The following is a 21,167-nucleotide window of genomic DNA, read 5'->3' as shown; positions in this document are numbered from 1 at the left end:
ACACGCCGACGCGCACGGACACGCCGACGAACTTCTCCCGACCCCTTGCGCGGCCCCCGTCGAGCGCGTAGAAATCTACCTACGCCGCCCGCAAGGGCAGCGGGATCCGCTCGAAGGAGTGGTCCAACCGGAGGCTTCGGCCTCGGGATCGGTGGCTCTGCCACCGCGTCCGACCCGGTGACGGGGTCGGCGGGACCATCGAGGGCGAGCGGGTCGATCGGGAACGTCACATCTCCCCGATCACTGGTCGGACCCAGGTCTGGCGCTCCGGCGTCGGACGTGGATCTGACACCGGTGGTCCGCCCTCGTGGCGGCTCGCCCGAGGGGTCCTCGGCACTCATACTGCCGAGGGCCCCTCATCCATGTGGTCGACGTATCTGGTCCGGGCGTCGGTCCTCCGCACCGGCGGAGGATGGATCATGCTGGACATCGACGACCGCGCAGGGCTCCTGGAGCACCTGCCCCACGACCTCAGCTGCCTGAGCTGCTCGCACCCGGTGCACACGTACCTGCCGTGCGGCGACGCGTGCGACTGCCCACCGGTGGTCATGCCGGGCAGCCAGCGCACGGTCGCCGCGTGAGCGGCTTCCCGCCGGCCCTCACAGCTGCGCGACGACCTCGTCCAGCATGGGCTCGGTGAGCCGGCCGGTGAAGGTGTTCTGCTGGCTCACGTGGTAGCTGCCCAGCAGTCGCACCTCGCGTCCCGTGCCGGTGACGAGCGTCGCCCGGGCGCCGTGGCCGAACCGCGGCCGGGGTCGTGGCACCTCCCAGCCCGCCGCCCGTGTCGCGGCGAGCACCGCGTCCCAGCCGATGCCGCCGAGGGCCAGGACGGAGCGCAGCGTGGGCTCGACCAGGTCCAGCTCGCGCTGCAACCACACCCCGCAGGTATGCCGCTCCTCGCCACTCGGGGCGTTGCCCGGGGGAGCGCAGTGCACGGCGGCGGTGATCCGGACCGCGCGCAGGCTCATGCCGTCCCCGGCGTGCGTCGAGGTGGGTTGGCTGGCGTAGCCGGCGCGGTGCAGCGCGGCGTAGATCCAGTCGCCCGAGCGGTCGCCGGTGAAGATGCGGCCGGTGCGGTTGGCGCCGTGCGCCGCAGGAGCCAGACCCACGACCAGGACCCGGGGCGCGGGGTCACCGAAGCCGGCGGCGGGGCGGCCCCAGTAGGGCTGGTCCGCGAAGGCGGCGCGGCGGGACTGCGCGACGTCCTCGCGCCAGCGCACCAGTCGCGGACAGGCCGAGCACACGCTGACGCTGGCGTCCAGGCTCGCGAGGTCCGTCGCTCCCGCCGCCATCCGCCGCACGCCGCCCACCGACCGGGCGACGCGCGTCCCCTCCGGCGCCGGGTCCTGCGGCCATCCCGCCCCGGCCGGGACCGGCGAGGGGAAGAGCTCGCCGGTGACGGGGTGCGGGGAGGTGGGCCGGGGCATACCTCCCATCCTGCACGGCTCACGACCCACCGTGGAGAAGGGGAGGTGCGTGCCGCCGGCACGGACGCCCGCGTGCCCCCGGCGGGACTCGAACCCGCACTGAACCCATTTTAAGTGGGCTGCCTCTGCCGATTGGGCTACGGGGGCCGGTGGCCGCGACCACCCGGCCGGCGACCTGTGGACGCCGGCCGGCGCTCAGTCGTGCGCGCCGGCCCAGAGTAAGGCCCGGGCCACGAGGGCGTACTGACCCTTGGGGTGCGCCCGGAAGAGCGGCTCGGTGCCCAGGAGAACCGTCCGCGAGTCGTCGCTCTCGTCGCTGACCACGACGGGCTGCCCGGCCCCCGCGTCCGGCCCGCCCTCACCGCTCGGGGTCGACCGCCAGTGCCCGCTCGCCAGCGGGTCCTCGGCCAGCCGCTGGTCCACCCGCACGTCCTCGCCGAGGTCGGTGAACCACACGGGGGAGTAGATGAAGGCGTGCCGGGTGGCGGCCGAGGTCACCGGGCTCTCGTCGTCGTTCCGCACCCGCACCACGCCGTTGGCGTCGCCGCGGCCGCGCACCGACGTCGCCTCGATCACGCCGAGCGCGGTGCCCAGGCTGGTGCCCGCGACGCCGCGCCCGACCAGCCCACCGCCGTCGGCGACGAACTCCTGCAGCTCGGCGCGCGCACCGTCCTCCAGATCCTCCCAGGCCAGACCGCTGGAGACGTAGAGGGCGTCCAGGTCGGACAGGTCCAGGCCCTCGTTGAGCGCCTCGCTGCTCACCTCACGAGCGGCGAGGCCCATCTCCGCGAACGCCCAGCGCTCCTCCGCGCTGCCGGCGACGCCCACCACCCTGGCCGAGGCCTCCAGCGGCTCGCCGGACGCCCGCCTCGGGGCGGCGCTCAGCTCGACGCCGAAGCGCGACACGACGTTGCCCGCGGCCCACGGGTAGCGACGCGGCACGAGCACCCGGCCGTCGTCGAGCAGCTCCAGCGGGATGCCCTGCTCCAGCAGCAGGCTGACCGCCTGCACGTCCGCGGGGTCGGCCATCGGCAGCATCCACCCGGTGCGGCTCCTGGGCAGCGACCCGTCGATGTCGACCTCGTCGACCACCCGGCCACGGAGCCGCAGCGGATCGCCCGCGGGCACCGTCACCACGTCGGCACCCCACAGCAGGGCATGGCTCCACCCGGAGATGTCGTACATCGCGTCGACCCGGTCCGAGATGTCGCTTCCCGGCCCGAGGAGGGTGCCCGCCATGCCGCGCTTGGCCTGGTGCATGTCGACGACGTAGCTCCCGGCCGGGTAGCTGCGACCGGACAGGGTGGCGCGACGGGTCAGCCGGGTCACCTCCACGTCGTTGGCGAGCAGGTGCTCGACGAGCCGGGCGGCGGCCGGCGCCGAGCGCTGCCGGTCACCGACGGGGATGACGTACGCGCGCGGGTAGGTGGTCGTGTAGACGTCCTCGGGCCCGATCACCCCGTCGAAGAGACCCTCCTCGACGGGCGTCTGCGGCTCCCCGGCCTCGCCCCGGCGGAAGATCTCGATCTGGTCGGCGAGCAGCTCGTCGCGGTGCGCGGCGGCATACTCCAGCGTCGAGGTCACCGCGGCGTGCGCGATGTCGGTGTTGATCGCCGACCGACGCTGCAGCTCCTCCACGGGGAGGTCGTAGGAGGAGTTGTTGATGCGCAGCGGCACCTCGATCGTGTGCGCCACCGCGCCGTGCAGCGCGGCGTACTGCGGCGTGAAGATCGGCGGCCAGTCGTCCCATCCCTCCGCCCAGTCCCGCAGCGGCACCTGCACCGGGTCGACACCGTCGTCCTCGTCGTAGCCGAGCCCGTTGATGGCCTCCTCCATGCCGAGGCCGTTCGGGTAGGCGTGCTTGATGAACAGGTCGTACTCGTAGTTCTCGCCGTGCGGGGGCGTGGTCGGCTCGACGAGCGTGCCGTTGACGTAGCCGTGCAGGTCGAGCATGAGCACCGGCTGGGTGCCGATCAACGCGTCCCGCACGGCGACCGTCTCCGGCTGGGTGGCGGTGACGAAGTCGCGGTTGAGGTCGAAGCCCGCGCTGTTGCGTCGCGTGTTGTCGTGCCGACCGTCGGGGTTCATCGAGATGACCAGGTGGATGCGGGACCGTTCCAGCAGTCTCCGCACCGCCCGGTCCTGGCTCGTGGCGTAGTCCTCCACCAGCCGCAGCGCGGCGTCGGTGCCCTCGAACTCGTTGCCGTGGATGTTGCCGTTGATGAAGACCGGCAGCTTGTAGTCGCGCTTCAGCCGCCGGTCCTCGGCCGCCCGCGCCGGGTCGTCGGTGATGAGGTCGCGCAGTCGCTGCTGCTGCCGTGCCTGCCCCCGGCTCTCCGGCGCGGTCAGCGTGACCAGGACGACGTCGCGTCCGGCGCCGGTCTCGGTGAGGACCTCCGCGGACACCCGGTCCGAGGTCTGCATCACGGCGTTCAGCCGCCGGGAGATGTCGTGGTATGCCGTCAGCCCGGGCCGCAGGGCGGCGTCGGTGTCGTCCACGGGCGGCTCGGGGAGGGGCTGCTGGCGGGGGTAGGGCGCCCCGTCACCGGGGTGCGTCGCCAGGGGAGCGGCGTGGACGTCCACGGCCGGCGCCGCGTGCGCCCCGCCGGGCGCGCCGACCAGGCCGGCGGCCAGCGTCAGGGCCAGAGCGCCGGTGAGCGCGCGGGTGCCGTGGTGGCGGGGCATACCTCTCCTCGTCTGGGGGCGCCCGACAGGATATCCCGCGGTGGTGACACCCGCCAGACCCGTCGACCACGGCACCGCGGCGCGCGGAATCCTCTCAGGCCCTCGGACGTTTATGCTGGTGACACCTGACATCGCGGTCGTTCGACCGCGGTGCCGACCGACTTGGAGGAACCATGGCCGTCAACCCGGTCTTCAACCGCACCGACAAGGAGGCCGCCCAGGGCGGGTATGCCGGCTTCGGCCAGCAGAGCCCCGGCTACGGCCAGCAGAGCTACGCGCAGACGCAGGGCGGCTCGCCCATCCCGCAGTACCAGCCCGGTCCCAGCGAGACCATGTCCGACCGGCAGCTGCAGGACATGTACGACCAGGCCCCCGCAGGCCCGGCCCAGACCGGTCGCCTGACGCTGGACGACGTCGTCGTCAAGAGCCTCATGCTCTTCGGCATCGTGGTGGCGGTCGCCGCGGCCACCTGGATGTTCGTCGGGCCGAGGCTCGAGATCGCGATGCCGATCTGGCTGGTCGGCATGTTCGGCTCGCTCGCGCTCAGCTTCGCCATCGGCTTCAGCAAGAAGGTCAACGTCGGGCTGATCATGGTCCACGCCGTGCTGCAGGGAGCCTTCATCGGTGCGGCCAGCGTCTACTTCAACACGGTCTTCGAGGGCGTGGTGACGACGGCGATCATCGCCACCCTGGCGACCTTCGCCGGCATGTTCATCGGCTGGAAGGCCGGCTTCATCAAGGTCACCAGCAGGACCCGCCGGATCTTCGGCATGGTCGCGATGGGTTACCTCGTCTTCCTCCTCATCAACATCGGCGCCTCGTTCCTGGGCTTCGGCGACGGCTGGGGCATCTACGGCTCGCAGTTCGGCTGGCTGATCGCCCTCCTCGGCGTCGCGCTGGCCTCCTACTCGCTGGCCGTCGACTTCGACTCCATCGACCGCGCCGTCAGCGGGGGTGCCCCGGAGAAGTACTCCTGGTTGCTGGGCCACGGCCTGGTCGCCAGTCTGGTCTGGCTCTACATCGAGTTCCTGCGGCTCTTCGCGATCCTGCAGAGCAGCGACTGAGCATCACCCCAGGATCCAGGACCGGTATGCGGCCCGTCAGCAGCTCACCTGCTGGCGGGCCGTCCGCCGTCACGGCGGCGGAGGTCGAGCGCGTGGCCCGGCGCTGGGAGCAGCTGCCCCTGGACCGGGCGCTCGGGGCATACCCGAGGGTGCGGGCGCTCGTCCAGGAGCTGGCCGACGAGACGGCCGACGCCGTGGAGCAGACCCCTGAGCCGGTCCCTGACCTCGGACCGGCGGTGGTCATGGATCAGCTGCGGGTGATGGTCTTCGACGCCCAGCAGGCGGGGCTGCCCGCGGACGACCTGGCCGCCCGCGTCACCCGGCTGCGGCGCTCGTTGCCCTGACCGCCCGCCGGCGACGGCTCAGGGTCAGTGCGCGTCCGCCCCGGCGTGCGCCGAGTCGCTGTCGCTGCCGTGCCCCTTGCCGAAGGGGAGGACGGACACGACACCGACGATCGCCAGACCCACGACCAGACCCAGGATCGCCGAGAAGAAGGTGTTGGTGAGCCAGGTCAGGAATCCGGCGATCACGGGGATGAGGCCGGCCACGACCTCCTCGGCGTGGTGCACGAACTCGTAGATCGGGTGGAAGCCGAGCTCGTCGATACCGACGAGCAGGATGTGGCCTCCCACCCACAGCATCGCGACGACCCCGACGATGGACAGGGTCTTGAGGACGACGGGCATCGCCTTGACCAGGCCCCGCCCGAAGCGCTGCGTGCCCTCGGACTCGCGCTGGGAGAGGTTCAGCCCGATGTCGTCCATCTTGACGATGAGGGCGACCGCTCCGTAGATCAGCGCGGTGATGCCCAGGGCCACGACGACCAGGATGACCGCGCGGTTGAGCAGCGGCTCCTCGGAGACCTCGTTGAGGGCGATGACCATGATCTCGGCGGACAGGATGAAGTCGGTGCGGATCGCCCCCGAGGTGACCTTCTTCTCCGCCTCCGGCCCCTTCTCCACGGCCGGTTCGTCGTGCGCCGAGTCGTGCCCCACGCCCAGCCACTCGAGCACCTTGTGCGCGCCCTCGTAGGACAGGTAGCAGCCGCCCACCATGAGGATCGGGGTGAGCAGCCACGGCAGGAACACGCTGAGCAGCAGCGCCGCGGGCACGATGAAGAGCAGCTTGTTGCGCAGCGAGCCGATGGCGATCGTCTTGATCATCGGCAGCTCACGGCTCGGGTCGACGCCGGTGACGTAGCGCGGGGTGACCGCGGCGTCGTCGACGATGACCCCGGCGGCCTTGGCCCCGGCCCGGCCGGCGGCGGCGCTGATGTCGTCCACGGACGCGGCGGCGACCCGGGCGATCGCGGCGATGTCGTCGAGCAGGGCGGCGAGACCACCGGCCATGGGTCACCTCACAGGAGCAGCGGAACGGTCTGCGTCAGGCTACCTGCCGCCCTGGCGGTATGACGCATCTCGCGCGGTCGGTGCGCGCAGACCGTGCGGTCGGTGCGCGCAGACCGTGCGGTCGGTCAGGAGAGGCGCTCGAGCACCATGGCCATGCCCTGGCCACCGCCGACGCACATCGTCTCCAGCCCGAACTGCCCGTCGTGCGTCTGCAGCGCGTTGATGAGGGTGGTCGAGATGCGCGCGCCGGTGCAGCCGAACGGGTGGCCGAGGGCAATGGCGCCGCCGTGCACGTTGAGCTTGTCCTCGTCCATGCCGAGCGCGTCGGCGGAGCCCAGCACCTGGACGGCGAAGGCCTCGTTGATCTCGTAGAGGTCCATGTCGCCGATGCTCATCCCGGCCCGGGCGAGGGCCTGGGTGCTGGCCTCGATCGGCCCCAGGCCCATGATCTCGGGGGAGAGCGCGGACACCCCGGTGGAGACGATGCGCGCCAGCGGGGTGAGCCCGAGCTCCTTCGCGCGGGTGTCGCTCATGACGACCAGGGCGGCGGCGCCGTCGTTGAGCGGGCAGCAGTTGCCGGCGGTCACGGTGCCGTCCTCGCGGAAGACCGGCTGCAGCTGGCTCACCTTCTCCAGGGTCACGCCCGGGCGGGGGCCGTCGTCGGTGCTGAGCACGGTGCCGTCGGCGAGCGTCACCGGCGCGATCTCCCGCGCGAAGACGCCGTCGGCGATGGCCTGCTCGGCACGGTTCTGGCTGCGCACGCCCCACTCGTCCTGGCGCTGCCGGGAGATCCCCAGCGAGGTGGCGACGTTCTCCGCGGTCTGGCCCATGGCGATGTAGACGTCCGGCAGCCCGCCCTCGGCGCGCGGGTCGGTCCACGTGTCGTTGCTGGCGGCCATCGCCTCGGTGCGGGACACGGCGTCGGCGAACAGCGGGTTGCGCCAGCTCTCCTTGCCGCCGCCGGCCCCGGAGAAGTCGGCATAGCGGGACACGCACTCGACACCGGCGCTGATGAAGACGTCGCCCTCGCCCGACCTGATCGCGTGCAGCGCCTGCCGGGTCGTCTGCACCGAGCTGGCGCAGAAGCGGTTCACCGTCGATCCGGGCACGGTGTCCAGGCCGAGCAGCACGCTCACCACGCGCGCCATGTTGAACCCGTGCTCGCCCCACGGCTCGGCGCAGCCGAGGTAGAGGTCCTCCACCGTGGTGGGGTCGAGAGCGGGGACCTGCTCCAGCGCGGCCCGGATGACACCTGCGGCGAGGTCGTCCGGCCGGGCGGTGGTCAGCGAGCCCTTGAAGGCGCGGCCGATGGGGGTGCGGGCGGCAGCGACGATGACGGCCTCGGGCATGGGGGTCCTCCTTGACGCGAGCGGTATGCCGCGAGTGTAGGTCAGGTGCCGGCTGCCGCGGCGAGGCGCTCGAGCCCCTCGTCGATGCCGACCCGCGGCGCCCAGTCCAGCGTCTCCCGGGTGTGCCGCTGGTCGAACCAGTGGGCGCTGGACAGCTGCTCGGCGAGGAAGCGGGTCATCGGCGGCTGGGTGATCGGGGGGAGCCCCGGCAGGGCCTGCGCGGCGGCCACGACCCCCTCCACCGCCGCGCCGAGCGTCCAGGCCAGCGGGCTCGGCAGGTGCAGCCTGGGCGCGGGAGCACCGACGGCGTGGCAGATGCCGGCGACGAGCTCGCCGATGGGCCGCGGCTCGCCGTTGGTCACGACGAGGGCCTGGCCGCGGGCGTGCTCGATCCGCTCGAGCGCGGCCGCGATGGCCTCGGCGGCGTTGTCGACGTAGGTGGTGTCCACCAGCACGGTCCCCGCCCCCACGAGGGCGAGCCGGCCCTGCCGGGCGCGCTCGGCGATGCGTCCCACCAGCTGGGTGTCGCCCGGCCCCCAGACCAGGTGGGGCCGGATCGCCGTGCTGGCGAGCGCGCCGTCGTCGGCCTCGAGGGCGAACAGCTCGGCGGCGGCCTTGGTGCGGGCGTAGTGCCCTCGGGCACGCATCGGCGACGCGGGACCGGCGCCGGCACCGACCAGGGACCGGCCGGTGTGCGCGACCGAGGGCGAGCTCACCTGGACCAGCCGTCCACCCCCCTGCGCGCGCAACGCCTCGATCACCCGTCGGGTGCCTCGGACGTTGACGTCGACGAAGTCGCGCCAGGACCCGACCACGTCGACCTTGGCCGCCAGGTGGGCCACGGCGTCCTGGCCCGAGACCGCCCGGCTCACGGCCTCGCCGTCCCGGATGTCGCCCAGCACCTCCCGGTGCCGACCGCCCGCGGTGCGACGCTGCATGACGGTGACGTCCCATCCCCGGTCCGCGAGCAGGTCGGCGACCGCGCCCCCGAGCATCCCGCTCGCCCCGGTCACGAGCACCCGTCCGGGCCGGGTCGTCATGTCAGCGGCTCCTCGTCCGCGGCGCGCGACGAGAGCGACCCGTCACCCACCCGGTCACGGTCCGGCCCCCGCGACCGTGCAGGATGCCGTCCGCCCAGTCGGCGAGCGCTGCCCGGTCGACCTTGCTCGCGTGCCGCACGTCGACCGGGAGCCAGTCCCGCACGAGCACGGCTGCCACCGGCACCCCGGCGACGGCACGCACGCGACCCGCCAGGTCCGGCGGCGCCAACGCCCCGGATCCCGGTGCCGCGCCGCGCACCCTGGCCAGCAGGCCGCCCCGCTCCTCGGGGACCAGGACCAGCACGACCAGCTCGGCCCCGCCGGGCCCCACGCCGACGACGGCGGCGTCGGCGAGGCCCGGAAGCTCCCGCACCCGGTCCTCGACGGGGTAGGGCGTCACCGGCCCGTCGGCCGTGGTGAGCACGTGCGCCAGCCGCCCCTCCACCCAGAGCCGACCCTCGTCGTCCAGGTGACCCACGTCTCCGGTGCGGTGCCATCCCGCCGGCCGGGCACTGCCTCGCTGGGCCGCCCACTGCCGGTCGTACCTGTCCTTCACGTGCGGACCCCGCACCACGATCTCCCCGACGGCGCCGGGCGCGGTGCCGAGCTCCTCGGCAGGGACCCCTGCGTCGTCCAGCACGGCGATGCCGACCTCGACGCCCGGGACCGGACGACCCACGCACACGCCGCCCCGGTCGTCGTCCCGACCCGGGGTCGTCGGGTCGTGCGTCGCCACCGGGAGCGCCTCGGTCATGCCGTAGGGCGTCTGCGTCTGTGCGCCGGTGAGGATGGCCCGGACCGCGCGCAGCAGCTCGGCGGGCACGGGGGCCCCGGCCGAGAGGACGAGGCGGGGGCCGGCGAGGACCTGTCGCTGCGCCGGCGTCAGGTCGTCCGCGGTCGCGACCACGTTGCGCAGTGCGGCGGGGGCCGCGAAGACCATGGTGGCGTCCACGGCGGCGACCGCGTCCGCCAGGGCGGCGGCGGTCAGCGTGTGCGGCGCCGTCACGTCCATGTCCGGCACCGCGCTGGGCAGACCGAGGGCGGGGCCGTAGAGGGCGAACGGCGCGAAGGCCGCGACGAAGCGCTCGCCGGGTCCGAAGCCGAAGGTGTCCCGGAGCAGCGCGACCTGGGCGGCGAGGCCCCGGCGCGTGTAGACCACACCCTTGGGAGGTCCGGTCGCGCCCGAGGTGAACAGGACCGCACCGTCCGCGTCCTCGGGCAGGTCGGTGGGGAGGGCCGTGCCCGTCCGGGCACCGTCGGCGACGAGCTCGTCGAGCGCGTCGCCCCCGACGCGGAGGCGGGCGCCGGGCACCCTGGTGAGCGCCGCCAGCGCCAGCGCACGGTCGATTCCGATGACGTGCGCCGGCCTGGCACCGGCCAGCGCGGCACCCAGGCGACCCAGGCCGAGCCCGGCGTCGGCGATGACGACGACGGCACCCAGGCGCCAGACGGCGTAGACCACCGTGGTGAGGTCGACACCGGGCGGCACCAGCACCGCCACGCGGTCACCGGGGCGCACCCCTCGCGCGGCCAAGCCGCGGGCGAGCGCGTCCACCCTGGTGTCCAGCTCGCCGAAGGTCACCCGGCGTGGGGCAGCCGCCGTGCCACCGCTCGAGCCCAGCTCGACCACGGCGACGTCCTCGGGGCGGCTGGTGTCCACCCGGATCGGCACCCGCGCGCCGCTGGCGCGAGCAGCCGACGGGTGCTCCGGCGCTCCCGGTGCGGCGTCGTCGAGCAGGTCCTCGAGCCAGCCCCAGATCACCCCGACACCCTCCGGCCGGTCCTCCAGGACCAGGTGCGAGGCGCCGGGGTAGCGCTGCACGTCCGCGTGCGGCAACCGGCGCAGCAGGTCCTCCAGGTAGCGCTCCGAGAAGACCGGGTCGCGCGGGCCCCAGAGCAGCAGGGCGGGGACGTCGAGGGTGGCCGTGCCGGCCGCGATCTCGTCCAGCGCGGCCCGGCTGGGGTGATCCGGCTCGAAGGGGATGTCGCGGACGAAGTCGGCGACCGCGCTCCGACGGTCCGCGGTCGTGTAGGGCGCGGCGAAGGCGTCCCGGACCTCGCGCGGGAGGGGTGGCACCGACAGCGCGGTCGTCCCGCGGACGAAGGCGGGCGTGCTGCGGCACACCCGCGCCAGCAGCATCGGGGCGCGGGCCAGCCGGATGACGGCGGGTGCCGCGTGCTCGACCGGCTGGTGCACCGCGGTGTTGGTCAGGACCACCCCGGCCAGCTGGTCCCGGTGACGCAGCGCCCATCCCAGGCTGATCGGCCCGCCCCAGTCGTGGGCGAGGGTCACCACCGGTCCGGAGACGCCCAGGCGCTCGGTGAGGCTGCTGAGGTCCGCGACCCGCTGGGCCAACGTGCGCGGGCTCTCGGTGCGTTCGGACCACCCCATCCCGAGCTGGTCGACCGCGATCACCCGCCACCCCGTCGGTGCCTGGTCCAGGATGCGCCGCCACAGGTAGGACCAGGTGGGGTTGCCGTGCACGGCGAGCACGGTGCCCTGCACCTCGCCCTCGGCCCGAGCCAGCAGCGGGCCGTTGTCGAGCACGTGCCAGCGGCGGGTCAGCCCCTCGGCGTCCGGGGCGAGGACGACCCGGGACCAGGCCGGGTCGAGACCGGGCAGGGGCCTGCGGGGCAGCCCGACCGCGTCGACGGCGGACCGGCGCGCCGGGTCGTGGATCCGTTGACGGGGTGCGGCCACGCGCGGCTCAGCTCAGCTCACCAGTCGATCTCGAGGCAGGTCATGTTCAGCCCCGACCCGATGCCCATCATCAGCACCCGGTCACCCGGCCGCAGCGAGTCCGCCTCCTTGGCCAGCGTGATCGCGACGGCTGCCGGGCCGACGTTGCCGTAGGTGGGGAAGGTCAGCGGGATGCTCGCCAGGTCGATGCCCAGCGCCTCTGCCGTCTTGGTGGTATGGACCTGGGACACCTGGTGGACGATGTAGCGGTCCATCCGGCTCCAGTCGAACTCGGCGGCGGCGTCCGCCCACAGCGCGGAGGCGAGCCCCATCCCGGCGACCAGCAGACCTTGGGCGTCGGTGCGCATCTCGGAGTAGTCGCCCACGCACAGCTCGTGGTGCTCGGTCGCCGCGCGGGTCACGCCTCCGACCACGCGGTGCCCCTCGGGGTGCTCGCTGGCCCGGCCCAGCAGCATGGCCGCCGCACCCGACCCCAGGGTGAGCGTGGCGAACTGGCTGAGGATGTCGGCGGCGGTGGCGGCCGGGGAGGAGAGCCGCTCCAGCGTCCGCTCCTGCGGGGTGCGGGACCCCTCACCGCATACGACCAGCGCGTAGTCGATCTGACCGGCGTCGATCATCGTGGCGGCCAGCTGCATACCGTTGACGAAGCCGAGGCAGGCGTTGGTCAGGTCGAAGTTCAGGCAGGCGGTGGGCAGCCCGAGCGCGTGGTGGACGGAGACCGCGATCGAGGGCTCCAGGTGCTCCCGGCTGACGGAGGTGTTGATGAGCAGCCCGACCCGGCCCGCGTCGACCCCCGCCTCCTGCAGCGCGGCCCGGGCCGCCTCGACGGCGCCGTCCACGAAGTTCTGGTCGTCCCGCCACCACCGGCGTTCAGAGATCCCTGCCAGCTTGGCGAGCATGCCCGGGCGCAGACCGTTCCGGCTGTAGGAGTCGCCGATCACCTCGTCGAACTCGGCCGAGGTCTTGACGACCGGGGCGTCGACGGCAGTGATCGAGAGCACAGCGGTGTTGCTGTGCCGGAAGGTGGCGTTGCCGGTCACGGGGGATGTCCTCGGGTGTGCTGAGGGAAGAAGGGTCAGACGACCATTCGACCACAGCACCGGCGACTGGGAAGAACTGAGCAGCACCGCTGTGCCACGATGGACCGGACAGGTGGGTCCAGAACGGGGCGCATCATCGCCGGGAAAGGGAGAGCCATGAGCACAACGCGGATGCGCCTGGGGGCGGTCCTCAGCGCCGGAGTCCTGAGTCTGGGCCTGGGGGCCTGCTCCGGCGACGAGGGTGGGGCGGAGCCGGAGGCCTCGAGCACCGAGGAGACGCAGGAGGAGACCTCCGAGGCGGCCGAGAGCACCGACGCGGCCGAGTCCGAGACCGACGAGGGCGCCGGTGCGGGGAGCGGGGAGCAGGCCGACGGTGAGGAGATCCCGGTCGAGGACTTCCTCGCGATGCTGCAGGAGCCGGGCGAGGAGACGCTGTCGACCTACACGATGACCCTGGACATGCAGGCGGACGGGCAGCAGATCGCCGCCGACGGCGCCGTCGACCTCAGCGGCGACGAGGCCGCGATGCAGATGACCATGACGCTGCCGGACGTCGGTGAGATGGACATGGTCATGCTCGACGGTCAGGTCTACGTCGCGATGCCCGGTGTGACGCCGGAGGGGATGTTCATGCAGGCGCCCGAGGACATGCTCGGGCAGGGTGCGGCGATGGACGACATCGATGTCTCCACCCAGTGGGAGGCGTGGGAGGCCGGGGCCGAGCAGGTGCTCTTCCTGGGCGACGAGGACGTCGACGGCACCGAGATGGGCCACTACCAGATCACCGTGGACGCGGAGGCGGTCGCCGAGGCCGCCGGCGCGGACGCGGCGGAGATGACCGCGGGCCTGGGCGACGGCCCGGTCGTCTACGACGTCTGGCTGGACGACGACAACCTCATGCGCCAGCTGAGCTTCGAGCTCGAGGGCGCGACCGCCGAGATGATGATGGACAACTGGGGCGAGGCGCAGGAGATCGAGGCGCCGGACCCCGACCAGGTCATGGACATGGGCGACCTCGGCGGGTCCGGCAGCGACGGCTGACCGGCCCCGCCCCGCGACGCAGGCCGCGGCCCGGAGACGGGTCGCGGCCTGCGTGCGTGTCAGTCAGGCGGCAGCGGTGCGACCGCCCGGAGGCGTGCTCGTGAACGTGCCGTGAATCCTTGCCGATCCGGGCCGATCTGGTGCTGACCGCGGTCGACCATCGGGCAGACTGACCGGTGTCCGACAGACGAGGCGAGGAGCGAGACATGGTGTCAGGCTGGACCCCCGTGCGGGTCGTCCGCTGGCCCGCGCAGCAGCAGGACCGCGAGTGGTGCGCGGCCCGCGCGATCCCCGCCCTGGTGCTGGTCTCCGAGGGGTCGGCCGGCCCCGACCCGGTCCGGACCGAGACGGTGCTGTCCGAGACCGCTGACGAGCAGACCGTCCGGGACGCGGTCGACGAGCTGGCCTGGCGTCCCTCGCGCGGCCCGGTGGCGCCCGCCGCGGCCCCGGCGGGCCACCGGCTCGCACGCCCGGCCCGGCGACGCTCGGTCGTGGGCGTCGTGGCCGCGATGCTCTGAGACCTCACAACCCGTCGAACAGGCGACGCACCACGCGCTCCGCGCTGTGGCCGTCGTCCAGGTGGTTGAAGCGCTCCACCCACCGGGCGTAGCGCTCGGCATACTGGGCGTCCTGGTCCTCGCCCATCCCGCGGAGGGCCGAGACGACCTGCTCCTGGGTGCTGACGACCGGGCCGGGTGCCTCCTGCTCCAGGTCGAAGTACACCCCGCGCACGTCGTCGCGGTACTCGTCCAGGTCGGGGACGTAGAAGACCATCGGGCGACGGGTCACCGAGTAGTCGAACATCACCGAGGAGTAGTCCGTGACCATGGCGTCCGCGGCGAGGAACAGCTCGGTGATGCTGGGGTAGGTCGTGACGTCCACGACACCGGGCAGGTCGACGCTCCTGCCGTGACCCACGGTGCGGGAGTGCCCGCGCACCAGGATCACGTAGTCGTCACCGAGCTCGGTCGTGAGCTGCTCCAGGTCGAGGAAGACCACCATGCCGGCCGCGTTGTCCCGCCAGGTGGGGGCGTAGAGGACGGCCTTCTGGTCAGGGCGGATGCCCAGCCGCTCCCGGATGGCGGCTCCCGACCCCCCGACGAGGGCGTCGTTGCGTGGGTACCCCTCCTCGTAGAAGGTGCCGTCCCAGGCGTAGGCGCTGCGGAAGATCTCGGTGCTGTGGTGGTTCTGGCTGAGCAGGATGTCCCACTTGGCCCGTTCGTTCGCGAGCGACTCCCGGGTCGAGGCGCCGACGTTCGGGCGGTCCAGGCCGATACGCTTGAACATCGAGCCGTGCCACGTCTGCAGCACGGTCTGGAACGGCTGCGGGGTGAACCGTCGGCGCAGCCAGTCGTTCGCGATGACGACGCGCGAGCGGGCCCGCGCGTCGAACCACGCCTGGGTCCCCTCCACCACGGCCACCGCCCCGTCCGGCACCGGCACCGACAGGTCGGTCACGCCCCAGTAGCGCACCCAGTCGGGGTGCTCGCGCGCGATCACGGCGTCCAGCGCGAACGGGTTGCACGTCGCCAGCCGACCGTAGAAGGACTCGAGGTAGACCGACCGTGCGGGCTCGTGCGGTCCGGCGAGGTATGCCGCGTCCATCCGGCGCTGGTGGTAGGAGCCGAGCTCGTGGGGAGCGCGCGTCAGCCCCACACGGAGCCGCAGCGAGCGTCCCTTGCCGATCTCCCAGCGCAGCCGGGCCTGCTCGACCGGCAGCTTCTCCGGGGTCCGGGCGACGAGGGCCGGGGTGGCCATGACGCGCACGGCGTCGCCGTCGGCGTCCCTGCCCCGGAGCACGTAGCTGCCGGTTCGGGGCAGCATGGCCGGCCCGCCCCACTGCGACTGCAGCAGGTCGACCTCCCCGCTCCAGGTGCCGTCCTCGTCCAGCCGGACCGACACAGGGACCACCTGCCGGCGACCTGTGAAGGTGAGCGCCACCCCGTCCAGGGAGCCGCCCCACGTCCCCCGCAGGCGCAGCCGCGGCGCGTCCCCCGCCTCCGCCTCCGCGTCGGTCACGAGCAGGTGGGACCGGGGGTCGCCGAGGTACAGGGAACCGCCGGAGCCGGCATACGCCACCAGGCCGGACGACTGGTCCTGCACCGGGTCGGACTGGTCCAACGAGGTGGCGACCACGTGCTCGGTGCCGTCGCGGTCCACGACGACGAGGCGGTAGGTCTGCGCGACCCGGCGCTGCCCCTCGAGCGCGTCACCCTCCGCGGGCGCGGACGTCGACGCGGACTGCTCCGAGCCCACCTCCTCGGCCGCGTCGTCGGGAGCGGAGTCCTGGGTGTCGAGCGCACCCTCCTCGGTCTCCGGCGTCGCCAGGTCGCTCTCCGCGGGCAGGACGACCCAGGTCTCGGGGACCTCGGCGCTCAGCCGCACGGTGCTGCCGCCCTCGCCCCGCTCCACCTCCATGGGGCGCCGGGCGTCCCTGGACACCAGCTCGGCGCGCTGCGCGTCGATGCCCTGCAGCCGCACCTCGGCACGCACCCGCCGACCCTCGACGTGGACCTCGGTCGCCAGCGCCGCGGGCTCGACCCGGTGGACGTAGAGGCCTCGCCTGCGGACCCAGGTCGGCACGACCTGGACCCCTCCGGAGAAGGTCCGGGCGCCGAGCATCCGGGCCGAGCTCGAGCGGTGACGGTACTTCAGCGTGCCGGTCGCCGTGCGTCCGTCCGCCCCGGTGACGCGCACCCGCACCTGCCAGGGGCGGTCCGCGCCGTCGTCGAGCACCGCGGCGAGGTCGAACCTCGCCACGAAGGCGGTGTTGGCGTAGTCGAACTCGCCCTTGGTGGCGAAGGCGTTGACCTCCATCTCCACCACGGGCCGCACCTCCGCACGCACCCGGACGGGTGAGCCCGGTCGCTCCAGGGTCAGCTCGATCTGCGGCGGCTCGGTATGCCCGTAGCCGCGCTCGTAGGCCCAGCCGGTGATCTCGTAGGTCGTCCCGTCCAGCCACCGCGCCGCCCAGAGCGTGGCCACCCACCCGACCTGCCGGTGGGTGACGGCGTTGATGGTGCGGCGGGCGCCCTGGCGGCCCAGCACGTATGCGCGCTGCATGAGCGGGTTCTCCGAGGACCGGGCCGCCGTGAGCTGACGGCGCAGCACGCGCCGGGCCAGGCGCTCCGCGTCGGACCTGCCGCGGCCGAGCGCCGAGCGCGCCCGCTCCACCGCCGAGGGCTGCGGCTCCGGTGCCCCGGCGGGTGGCTCCGTCATCAGGAGAAGACCCTGGCCTCGGTGCGGGCCCGCTCGATGACGTCGGCGATCGCGACGGACTCCGCGGCCCGCAGCTTGTAGGACTCGGGCGTCTCGTTGCGGATCAGCCAGGCGAACTCGGCGAGCTCGTAGCGCAGGCCGTCCCCGTCGAACTTGTAGTAGTACTTCTTGTTGTCGCGGGTGTCCTCGAAGCGTGCCTCGAAGTACTCCGTCTTCCACCAGGGGGCGGGGACGTAGAGGTATCCCGCGCTGCCGGCCACGACCAGGTCCCCCTCGGCCTTGACGCCGAGCCCGGTGCGGGCGGTGGCCTCGCCGTGCCCGAAGGAGAGGTCGATCTTGGAGTAGACCTCCACCTCCGATCCCTCGGGCTGGAAGGAGGTGGTCCGCACGTCGGTGACCTCGGTCCCCAGCAGCTTCACGACGGCGACCAGGGGGTAGCTCGCGAGTTCGGAGATGCTCCCCCCGGCCGGGGCCTGGAGCTCGCGGCCCTCCGAGACGAGCTTGGTGAAGGTGGCGTCGACCGAGCGGACCTGGCCGATGGCACCGCTGCGGGCCACGGCCACCATCCGCTGGAAACCCGGGGCGAAGGCCGTCTTGATGGCCTCCATCAGCACGACCCCGCGGTCCTGGGCGTGCGCGAAGAGCTCCTCGGTCTCCTGGCGCGACAGGGTCATCGGCTTCTCGCACAGCACGTGCACGCCGGCATCGAGGGCGCGCCGGGTGAAGTCGGCGTGGGTGTCGTGCGGGGTCGCGACGTAGACGGCGTCCACCGACTCGAGCATCGCGTCGTAGTCCGAGAAGGCCTGGTTCAGCTCGTGCTCGGCGGCGAACTCCTCGGCGGTGCTGTGGGTGCGGTTGTGCACCCCCTCGACGCTCACGCCGCTGACGTAGCGCGCCTCCTGCACGAACCGGTGCGCGATCCGGCCGGCACCGACCACACCGAGCCTGATGACCCCCGCCTCGTTGCGCAGCTGGGTGCTGGAGACGCCCTTGGTCCGCTCGAGGTAGACGACGTCGCAGTAGTCGCCCAGGTAGTCGAAGCGCCCCAGCCAGTCCGAGCCGATGGCGAAGACGTCCACCTTGTGCTTTTGGATGTCCTGGACCTTCTGGCCCTCGTACTCCTCGATGATGATCTTGTCCGCGAGGCCGCTGTCCTCGACGTTCTTGATCCGCGTCATGAGGCTCTGCTGGACGTTGAGCTTGCCGCGCGCGTCGTCGTAGTTCTCCGTGGTGACCCCGACGATGAGGTAGTCCCCCAGTGCCTTGGCGCGCTCCAGCAGCCGCCGGTGGCCCTCGTGGAACAGGTCGTAGGTGCCGTAGGTGATGACACGCACTGGTCGGTGCCTCCTCGTGGTGGACTCATGCGAGTATGCATGGTGATGGTAGGCAGACTGAGATCCACGCCGCGCCGGGTCGTCTCCCGGGTGCTGCGATCCCTCCGGTCCCGGGCGACGGAGCCCGACCACGCGGACGCGGTCCAGACCCCCGCTCCACCGCCCGGTGCGCGTCGTGGTGGCGTCCCGGAGCTGTCCCCGCCGCCGGACGTGCTGCACGTCGTCCTGGTGGAGGGCATACCCCTGGAGTTCGGCGGCCGCACCGCCTCGATCCTGTCCAAGTGCCGCACGCTCTACGAGCTCGGCGGCATCCGCTCGGTCGTCCTCGTGCGCAACCACGCCCACACGCTGCCGCGCGCGATCGAGGGGATGCGCCGCCGCGGCCAGCTGAGCGAGGGGGTGGAGATCCGGTGGTTGATGGACGCCTACCCCGACGCCACCGAGTCGGCCGGGCCTGCGGCCCCCACGCTGGAGACCGCCGCCGACCTGGAGCGCGCCGGGTGGGTGGCCAAGGGGGGCAACCTCGTGGAGGAGGTCGACGGGCGGCCGGTGCGGCTGCGCCGGTTCCGGGACGACGCGCTGGACCACGAGCACCACTTCGACGACCAGGGGTACCGCGTCCGGCGGGACGAGTTCGACCACACCGGCCGGCTGCGGCGCACCATCCGGTGGGAGCCGGGTGTGCCCTCGCCCAGCGAGCAGGTCTTCTACCGTCGCAACGGGCGGCCGATGTACTCGGTGGAGTTCTCCCCGCCGCCCCAGGTCGGCAGCCGGGCGGTGGAGGAGTCGGTCACCGTCTACGACGAGGACGGTCGGCCGGAGTCGACGCGGCGCGGGACCATGACACCGATCGTGCACCGTGCCCTCGACGCCGTGATCGGCACCCGGCCCACCATCCTGGCGGTGGAGGCGCGACAGGCCGACGCCGATGCCCTCGCCTACACGCGTGACCACGTGCGCACCTGCTTCGTCGCGCACAACTCCCACCTCAAGACCGCCTCCAGCGATCTCGACGAGGTGCGGGCGCCGTTCCGGCGGCTGTTCCGGCGTCAGGACTCGATGGGCGCGATGGTCTTCCTCACCGAGCGCCAACGAGCCGACGCCGAGGCATACCTCGGGCGGCAGGACACCTTCTGGGTGATGCCGCACGCCGCTCCGGGCCAGGCCACCCACGCGGACGTCCAGCCCGACCCGGACCTGGTGATCATGATGGGCCGGCTGGCGGACCAGAAGCGGACCGACCACGGGATCCGGGCCTTCGCCGCCGTGGTGGAGCAGCTGCCCGGTGCCCGGCTGGAGATCTTCGGGGAGGGGGAGCGCCGCGCCGAGCTGCAGCAGCTCATCGACGACCTCGGGCTGCAGGACTCGGTGAGCCTGCAGGGCTTCACCACCCAACCCGGTCGGGAGTACCGCAGGGCCACCCTGGTGCTGCAGTCGAGCAAGTTCGAGGGTGCCCCTATCGTCTTCGTCGAGGCGCTGCGGCAGCAGTGCCCCATCGTCAGCTACGACATCCGCTACGGTCCGGCCGACATCATCGACCACGGGGTCAACGGCTTCCTCGTCGAGGACGCCGACATCGACGGGCTGGCCGAGCGGGTCGTCCAGGTGCTGAGCGACCCCGACCTCGCGGCGTCCCTGCGCGCGGGATGCGCCGGGGTCGACGAGAGGTTCGGGGAGCGGGCCTTCGCCGCCCGCTGGTTCGAGCTGTTCCGCAGCCTCTACGCCCAGATGCCGCCCTCGGTGCGCTGACCGGAGCCGGTCAGCCCCGCTCCAGCGCGGACCTCAGCCGTCGACGCAGCGGTGCGTGCAGCGGACGCTCCACGCACCGGTGGATGGTCCAGGCCAGCAGGAACGACAGCGCGGTCGCCAGGGCCACCACCAGGTAGCTGTTCACCGTCCCGCTGAGCGAGTCGATCACGAAGTAGCCGAACTGCCCGTGCACGAGGTAGAGCGGGTAGGTCAGGGCACCGGCGACGGTCAACCATCCCCGGTCCCACCGGGCGAGCGGGCCCGTGGTGCAGGCATACACCAGGGCGAACATGAGGACGACGAGGACGCCCACGACCGGCTCCGAGACGGACGCGTCGCTGCCGATCGCCGCCCGGCCACCGGCGTCCCTCGACGCCTGCTGGATGCACAGGACCAGGTTGAGCCCGAGGCCCAGCCCGACCAGCAGGTCCGGGCCCTCCCGGTGCAGCAGGTAGAGCAGCATGCCGCCGGCGAAGTACGGCGCCCAGGTCGGGATGAGCAGCGCCTCCAGCAGGCCGGAGTCGGTCGCGCGGGCCAGCTCGGCGCACACGGGCCACAGCATGGCGAAGGCGATCGCCTTCCGGCGGGTGATGCCGCCGGCGAGCACCATCAGCACCCCGATGAGCAGGTAGAACCTCAGCTCCACCCACAGCGTCCAGAACGCACCCTGCACCGGTGTCACGTCCCACACCTGCTGGACCATGGTGAGGTTCAGCAGGGCGTCGACCGCATCCACCTGCCGCCCACCGTCCCAGAACGCCTGCAGCCCGACGGTGAGCAGGACCGCCGCCCAGTAGGCGGGGTAGAGCCGGGAGATGCGGGAGGCGACGAATCCGGAGACCCCGCGGCCGTAGGCGGTCATGAGGATGACGAAGCCGGAGATGATGAAGAAGAGCTCGACCCCGAGGTAGCCGTAGCGGGTGAGCAGGCTCAGCGTGGGGAACTCCTCGGTGCCGCCGCGGCCCCAGAAGTCCCGGTCGATCGCCGTGTAGTGGTAGGCGAGCACTGCGACCGCCGCGACGAGGCGCAGCCCGTCCAGGGCCGCCAGCCGCGGCCGGGCAGACCCCGGGGCCGGCCGCTCGGCGGGCGCGGCGGACTGCTGGGACAGCGTGGGGGAGGGGAGCATCGTCTCCCATGGTAGGCAGACCGCAGACCCTCGCGCGACGGCG

At 72.8% G+C, this 21,167-nt stretch carries 16 protein-coding genes and 1 tRNA gene; 6 read left to right on the top strand and 11 right to left on the bottom strand.

Annotated elements, in window-relative coordinates:
• Positions 1-419: 419 nt before the first annotated feature.
• Positions 420-581, top strand: a complete 162-nt coding sequence (locus FXF60_RS16495) for a hypothetical protein (protein ID WP_192796647.1) — start codon at positions 420-422, stop codon at positions 579-581.
• A gap of 18 nt (positions 582-599) precedes the next feature.
• Here FXF60_RS16495 and FXF60_RS07240 read toward each other — a convergent pair whose 3' ends face one another.
• From FXF60_RS07240 to FXF60_RS07230, 3 genes are all read right to left on the bottom strand, one after another.
• Entirely contained in the window at positions 600-1,427 is an 828-nt protein-coding gene (locus FXF60_RS07240) for a uracil-DNA glycosylase (protein ID WP_151524948.1), read from the bottom strand.
• Between the two features lie 73 nt (positions 1,428-1,500).
• A tRNA-Leu gene (locus tag FXF60_RS07235) sits at positions 1,501-1,574 on the bottom strand.
• 48 nt (positions 1,575-1,622) lie between these two features.
• Positions 1,623-4,112 carry a M14 family zinc carboxypeptidase gene (locus FXF60_RS07230; protein WP_151524946.1) on the bottom strand — a complete coding sequence of 830 codons (2,490 nt, stop codon included), beginning with the start codon at positions 4,110-4,112 and terminating at the stop codon, positions 1,623-1,625.
• Positions 4,113-4,285: 173 nt separating this feature from the next.
• On the opposite strand from FXF60_RS07230, the gene FXF60_RS07225 reads away from it, so the two are divergent.
• Positions 4,286-5,176: a Bax inhibitor-1/YccA family protein gene (locus FXF60_RS07225; RefSeq protein ID WP_151524944.1), complete on the top strand. Its 891-nt coding sequence runs from the start codon at positions 4,286-4,288 to the stop codon at positions 5,174-5,176.
• Between the two features lie 26 nt (positions 5,177-5,202).
• Positions 5,203-5,520 (top strand): hypothetical protein, encoded by a 318-nt coding sequence (locus FXF60_RS07220; protein WP_151524942.1) that lies wholly within the window; start codon positions 5,203-5,205, stop codon positions 5,518-5,520.
• 24 nt (positions 5,521-5,544) lie between these two features.
• On the opposite strand, the gene FXF60_RS07215 is transcribed toward FXF60_RS07220, so the two are convergent.
• The 5 genes from FXF60_RS07215 to FXF60_RS07195 form a co-directional block, all read right to left on the bottom strand.
• Positions 5,545-6,525 (bottom strand): DUF808 domain-containing protein, encoded by a 981-nt coding sequence (locus FXF60_RS07215; protein ID WP_151524940.1) that lies wholly within the window; start codon positions 6,523-6,525, stop codon positions 5,545-5,547.
• 125 nt (positions 6,526-6,650) lie between these two features.
• Entirely contained in the window at positions 6,651-7,874 is a 1,224-nt protein-coding gene (locus tag FXF60_RS07210) for an acetyl-CoA C-acetyltransferase (RefSeq protein WP_151524938.1), read from the bottom strand.
• Positions 7,875-7,915: 41 nt separating this feature from the next.
• A complete protein-coding gene (locus FXF60_RS07205) occupies positions 7,916-8,914 on the bottom strand; it encodes an NAD-dependent epimerase/dehydratase family protein (RefSeq protein ID WP_192796646.1) in 999 nt (332 codons plus the stop codon).
• A 1-nt stretch (position 8,915) separates the two neighbouring features.
• Entirely contained in the window at positions 8,916-11,615 is a 2,700-nt protein-coding gene (locus tag FXF60_RS07200; RefSeq protein ID WP_151524936.1) for an alpha/beta fold hydrolase, read from the bottom strand.
• 17 nt (positions 11,616-11,632) lie between these two features.
• On the bottom strand, positions 11,633-12,655 hold the full coding sequence (locus FXF60_RS07195) for a 3-oxoacyl-ACP synthase III (RefSeq protein ID WP_151524934.1): 1,023 nt from the start codon (positions 12,653-12,655) through the stop codon (positions 11,633-11,635).
• A gap of 156 nt (positions 12,656-12,811) precedes the next feature.
• Here FXF60_RS07195 and FXF60_RS16490 point away from each other — a divergent pair, with 156 nt between their 5' ends.
• Together FXF60_RS16490 and FXF60_RS07185 are read left to right on the top strand one after the other, a co-directional pair.
• On the top strand, positions 12,812-13,696 hold the full coding sequence (locus tag FXF60_RS16490) for a DUF7537 family lipoprotein (RefSeq protein WP_192796645.1): 885 nt from the start codon (positions 12,812-12,814) through the stop codon (positions 13,694-13,696).
• A gap of 206 nt (positions 13,697-13,902) precedes the next feature.
• The gene (locus FXF60_RS07185) at positions 13,903-14,214 is read left to right on the top strand and encodes a hypothetical protein (RefSeq protein WP_151524932.1); all 312 of its coding nucleotides are present in this window, start codon (positions 13,903-13,905) and stop codon (positions 14,212-14,214) included.
• Between the two features lie 4 nt (positions 14,215-14,218).
• Here the strand turns inward: FXF60_RS07185 and FXF60_RS07180 are convergent, their stop codons facing one another.
• Complete coding sequence (locus tag FXF60_RS07180; protein ID WP_151524930.1) at positions 14,219-16,915, bottom strand: CDP-glycerol glycerophosphotransferase family protein; 2,697 nt, start codon at positions 16,913-16,915, stop codon at positions 14,219-14,221.
• Positions 16,915-18,249 carry a Gfo/Idh/MocA family oxidoreductase gene (locus FXF60_RS07175; RefSeq protein ID WP_151524928.1) on the bottom strand — a complete coding sequence of 445 codons (1,335 nt, stop codon included), beginning with the start codon at positions 18,247-18,249 and terminating at the stop codon, positions 16,915-16,917. Before FXF60_RS07175 ends, FXF60_RS07180 begins: the two co-directional genes overlap by 1 nt.
• A gap of 45 nt (positions 18,250-18,294) precedes the next feature.
• Here FXF60_RS07175 and FXF60_RS07170 point away from each other — a divergent pair, with 45 nt between their 5' ends.
• Entirely contained in the window at positions 18,295-19,998 is a 1,704-nt protein-coding gene (locus FXF60_RS07170; RefSeq protein WP_192796644.1) for a glycosyltransferase, read from the top strand.
• Between the two features lie 10 nt (positions 19,999-20,008).
• Here the strand turns inward: FXF60_RS07170 and FXF60_RS07165 are convergent, their stop codons facing one another.
• Positions 20,009-21,124 (bottom strand): acyltransferase family protein, encoded by a 1,116-nt coding sequence (locus FXF60_RS07165; RefSeq protein ID WP_151524924.1) that lies wholly within the window; start codon positions 21,122-21,124, stop codon positions 20,009-20,011.
• Positions 21,125-21,167 lie beyond the last annotated feature (43 nt).

Origin of the sequence: Serinicoccus kebangsaanensis (genome assembly GCF_008919445.1) — a bacterium.
GTDB classification, from domain to species: domain Bacteria; phylum Actinomycetota; class Actinomycetes; order Actinomycetales; family Dermatophilaceae; genus Ornithinicoccus; species Ornithinicoccus kebangsaanensis.
Note: the sequence above shows the minus strand (reverse complement) of the source record. Positions and strands in the feature narration are given on the sequence as shown.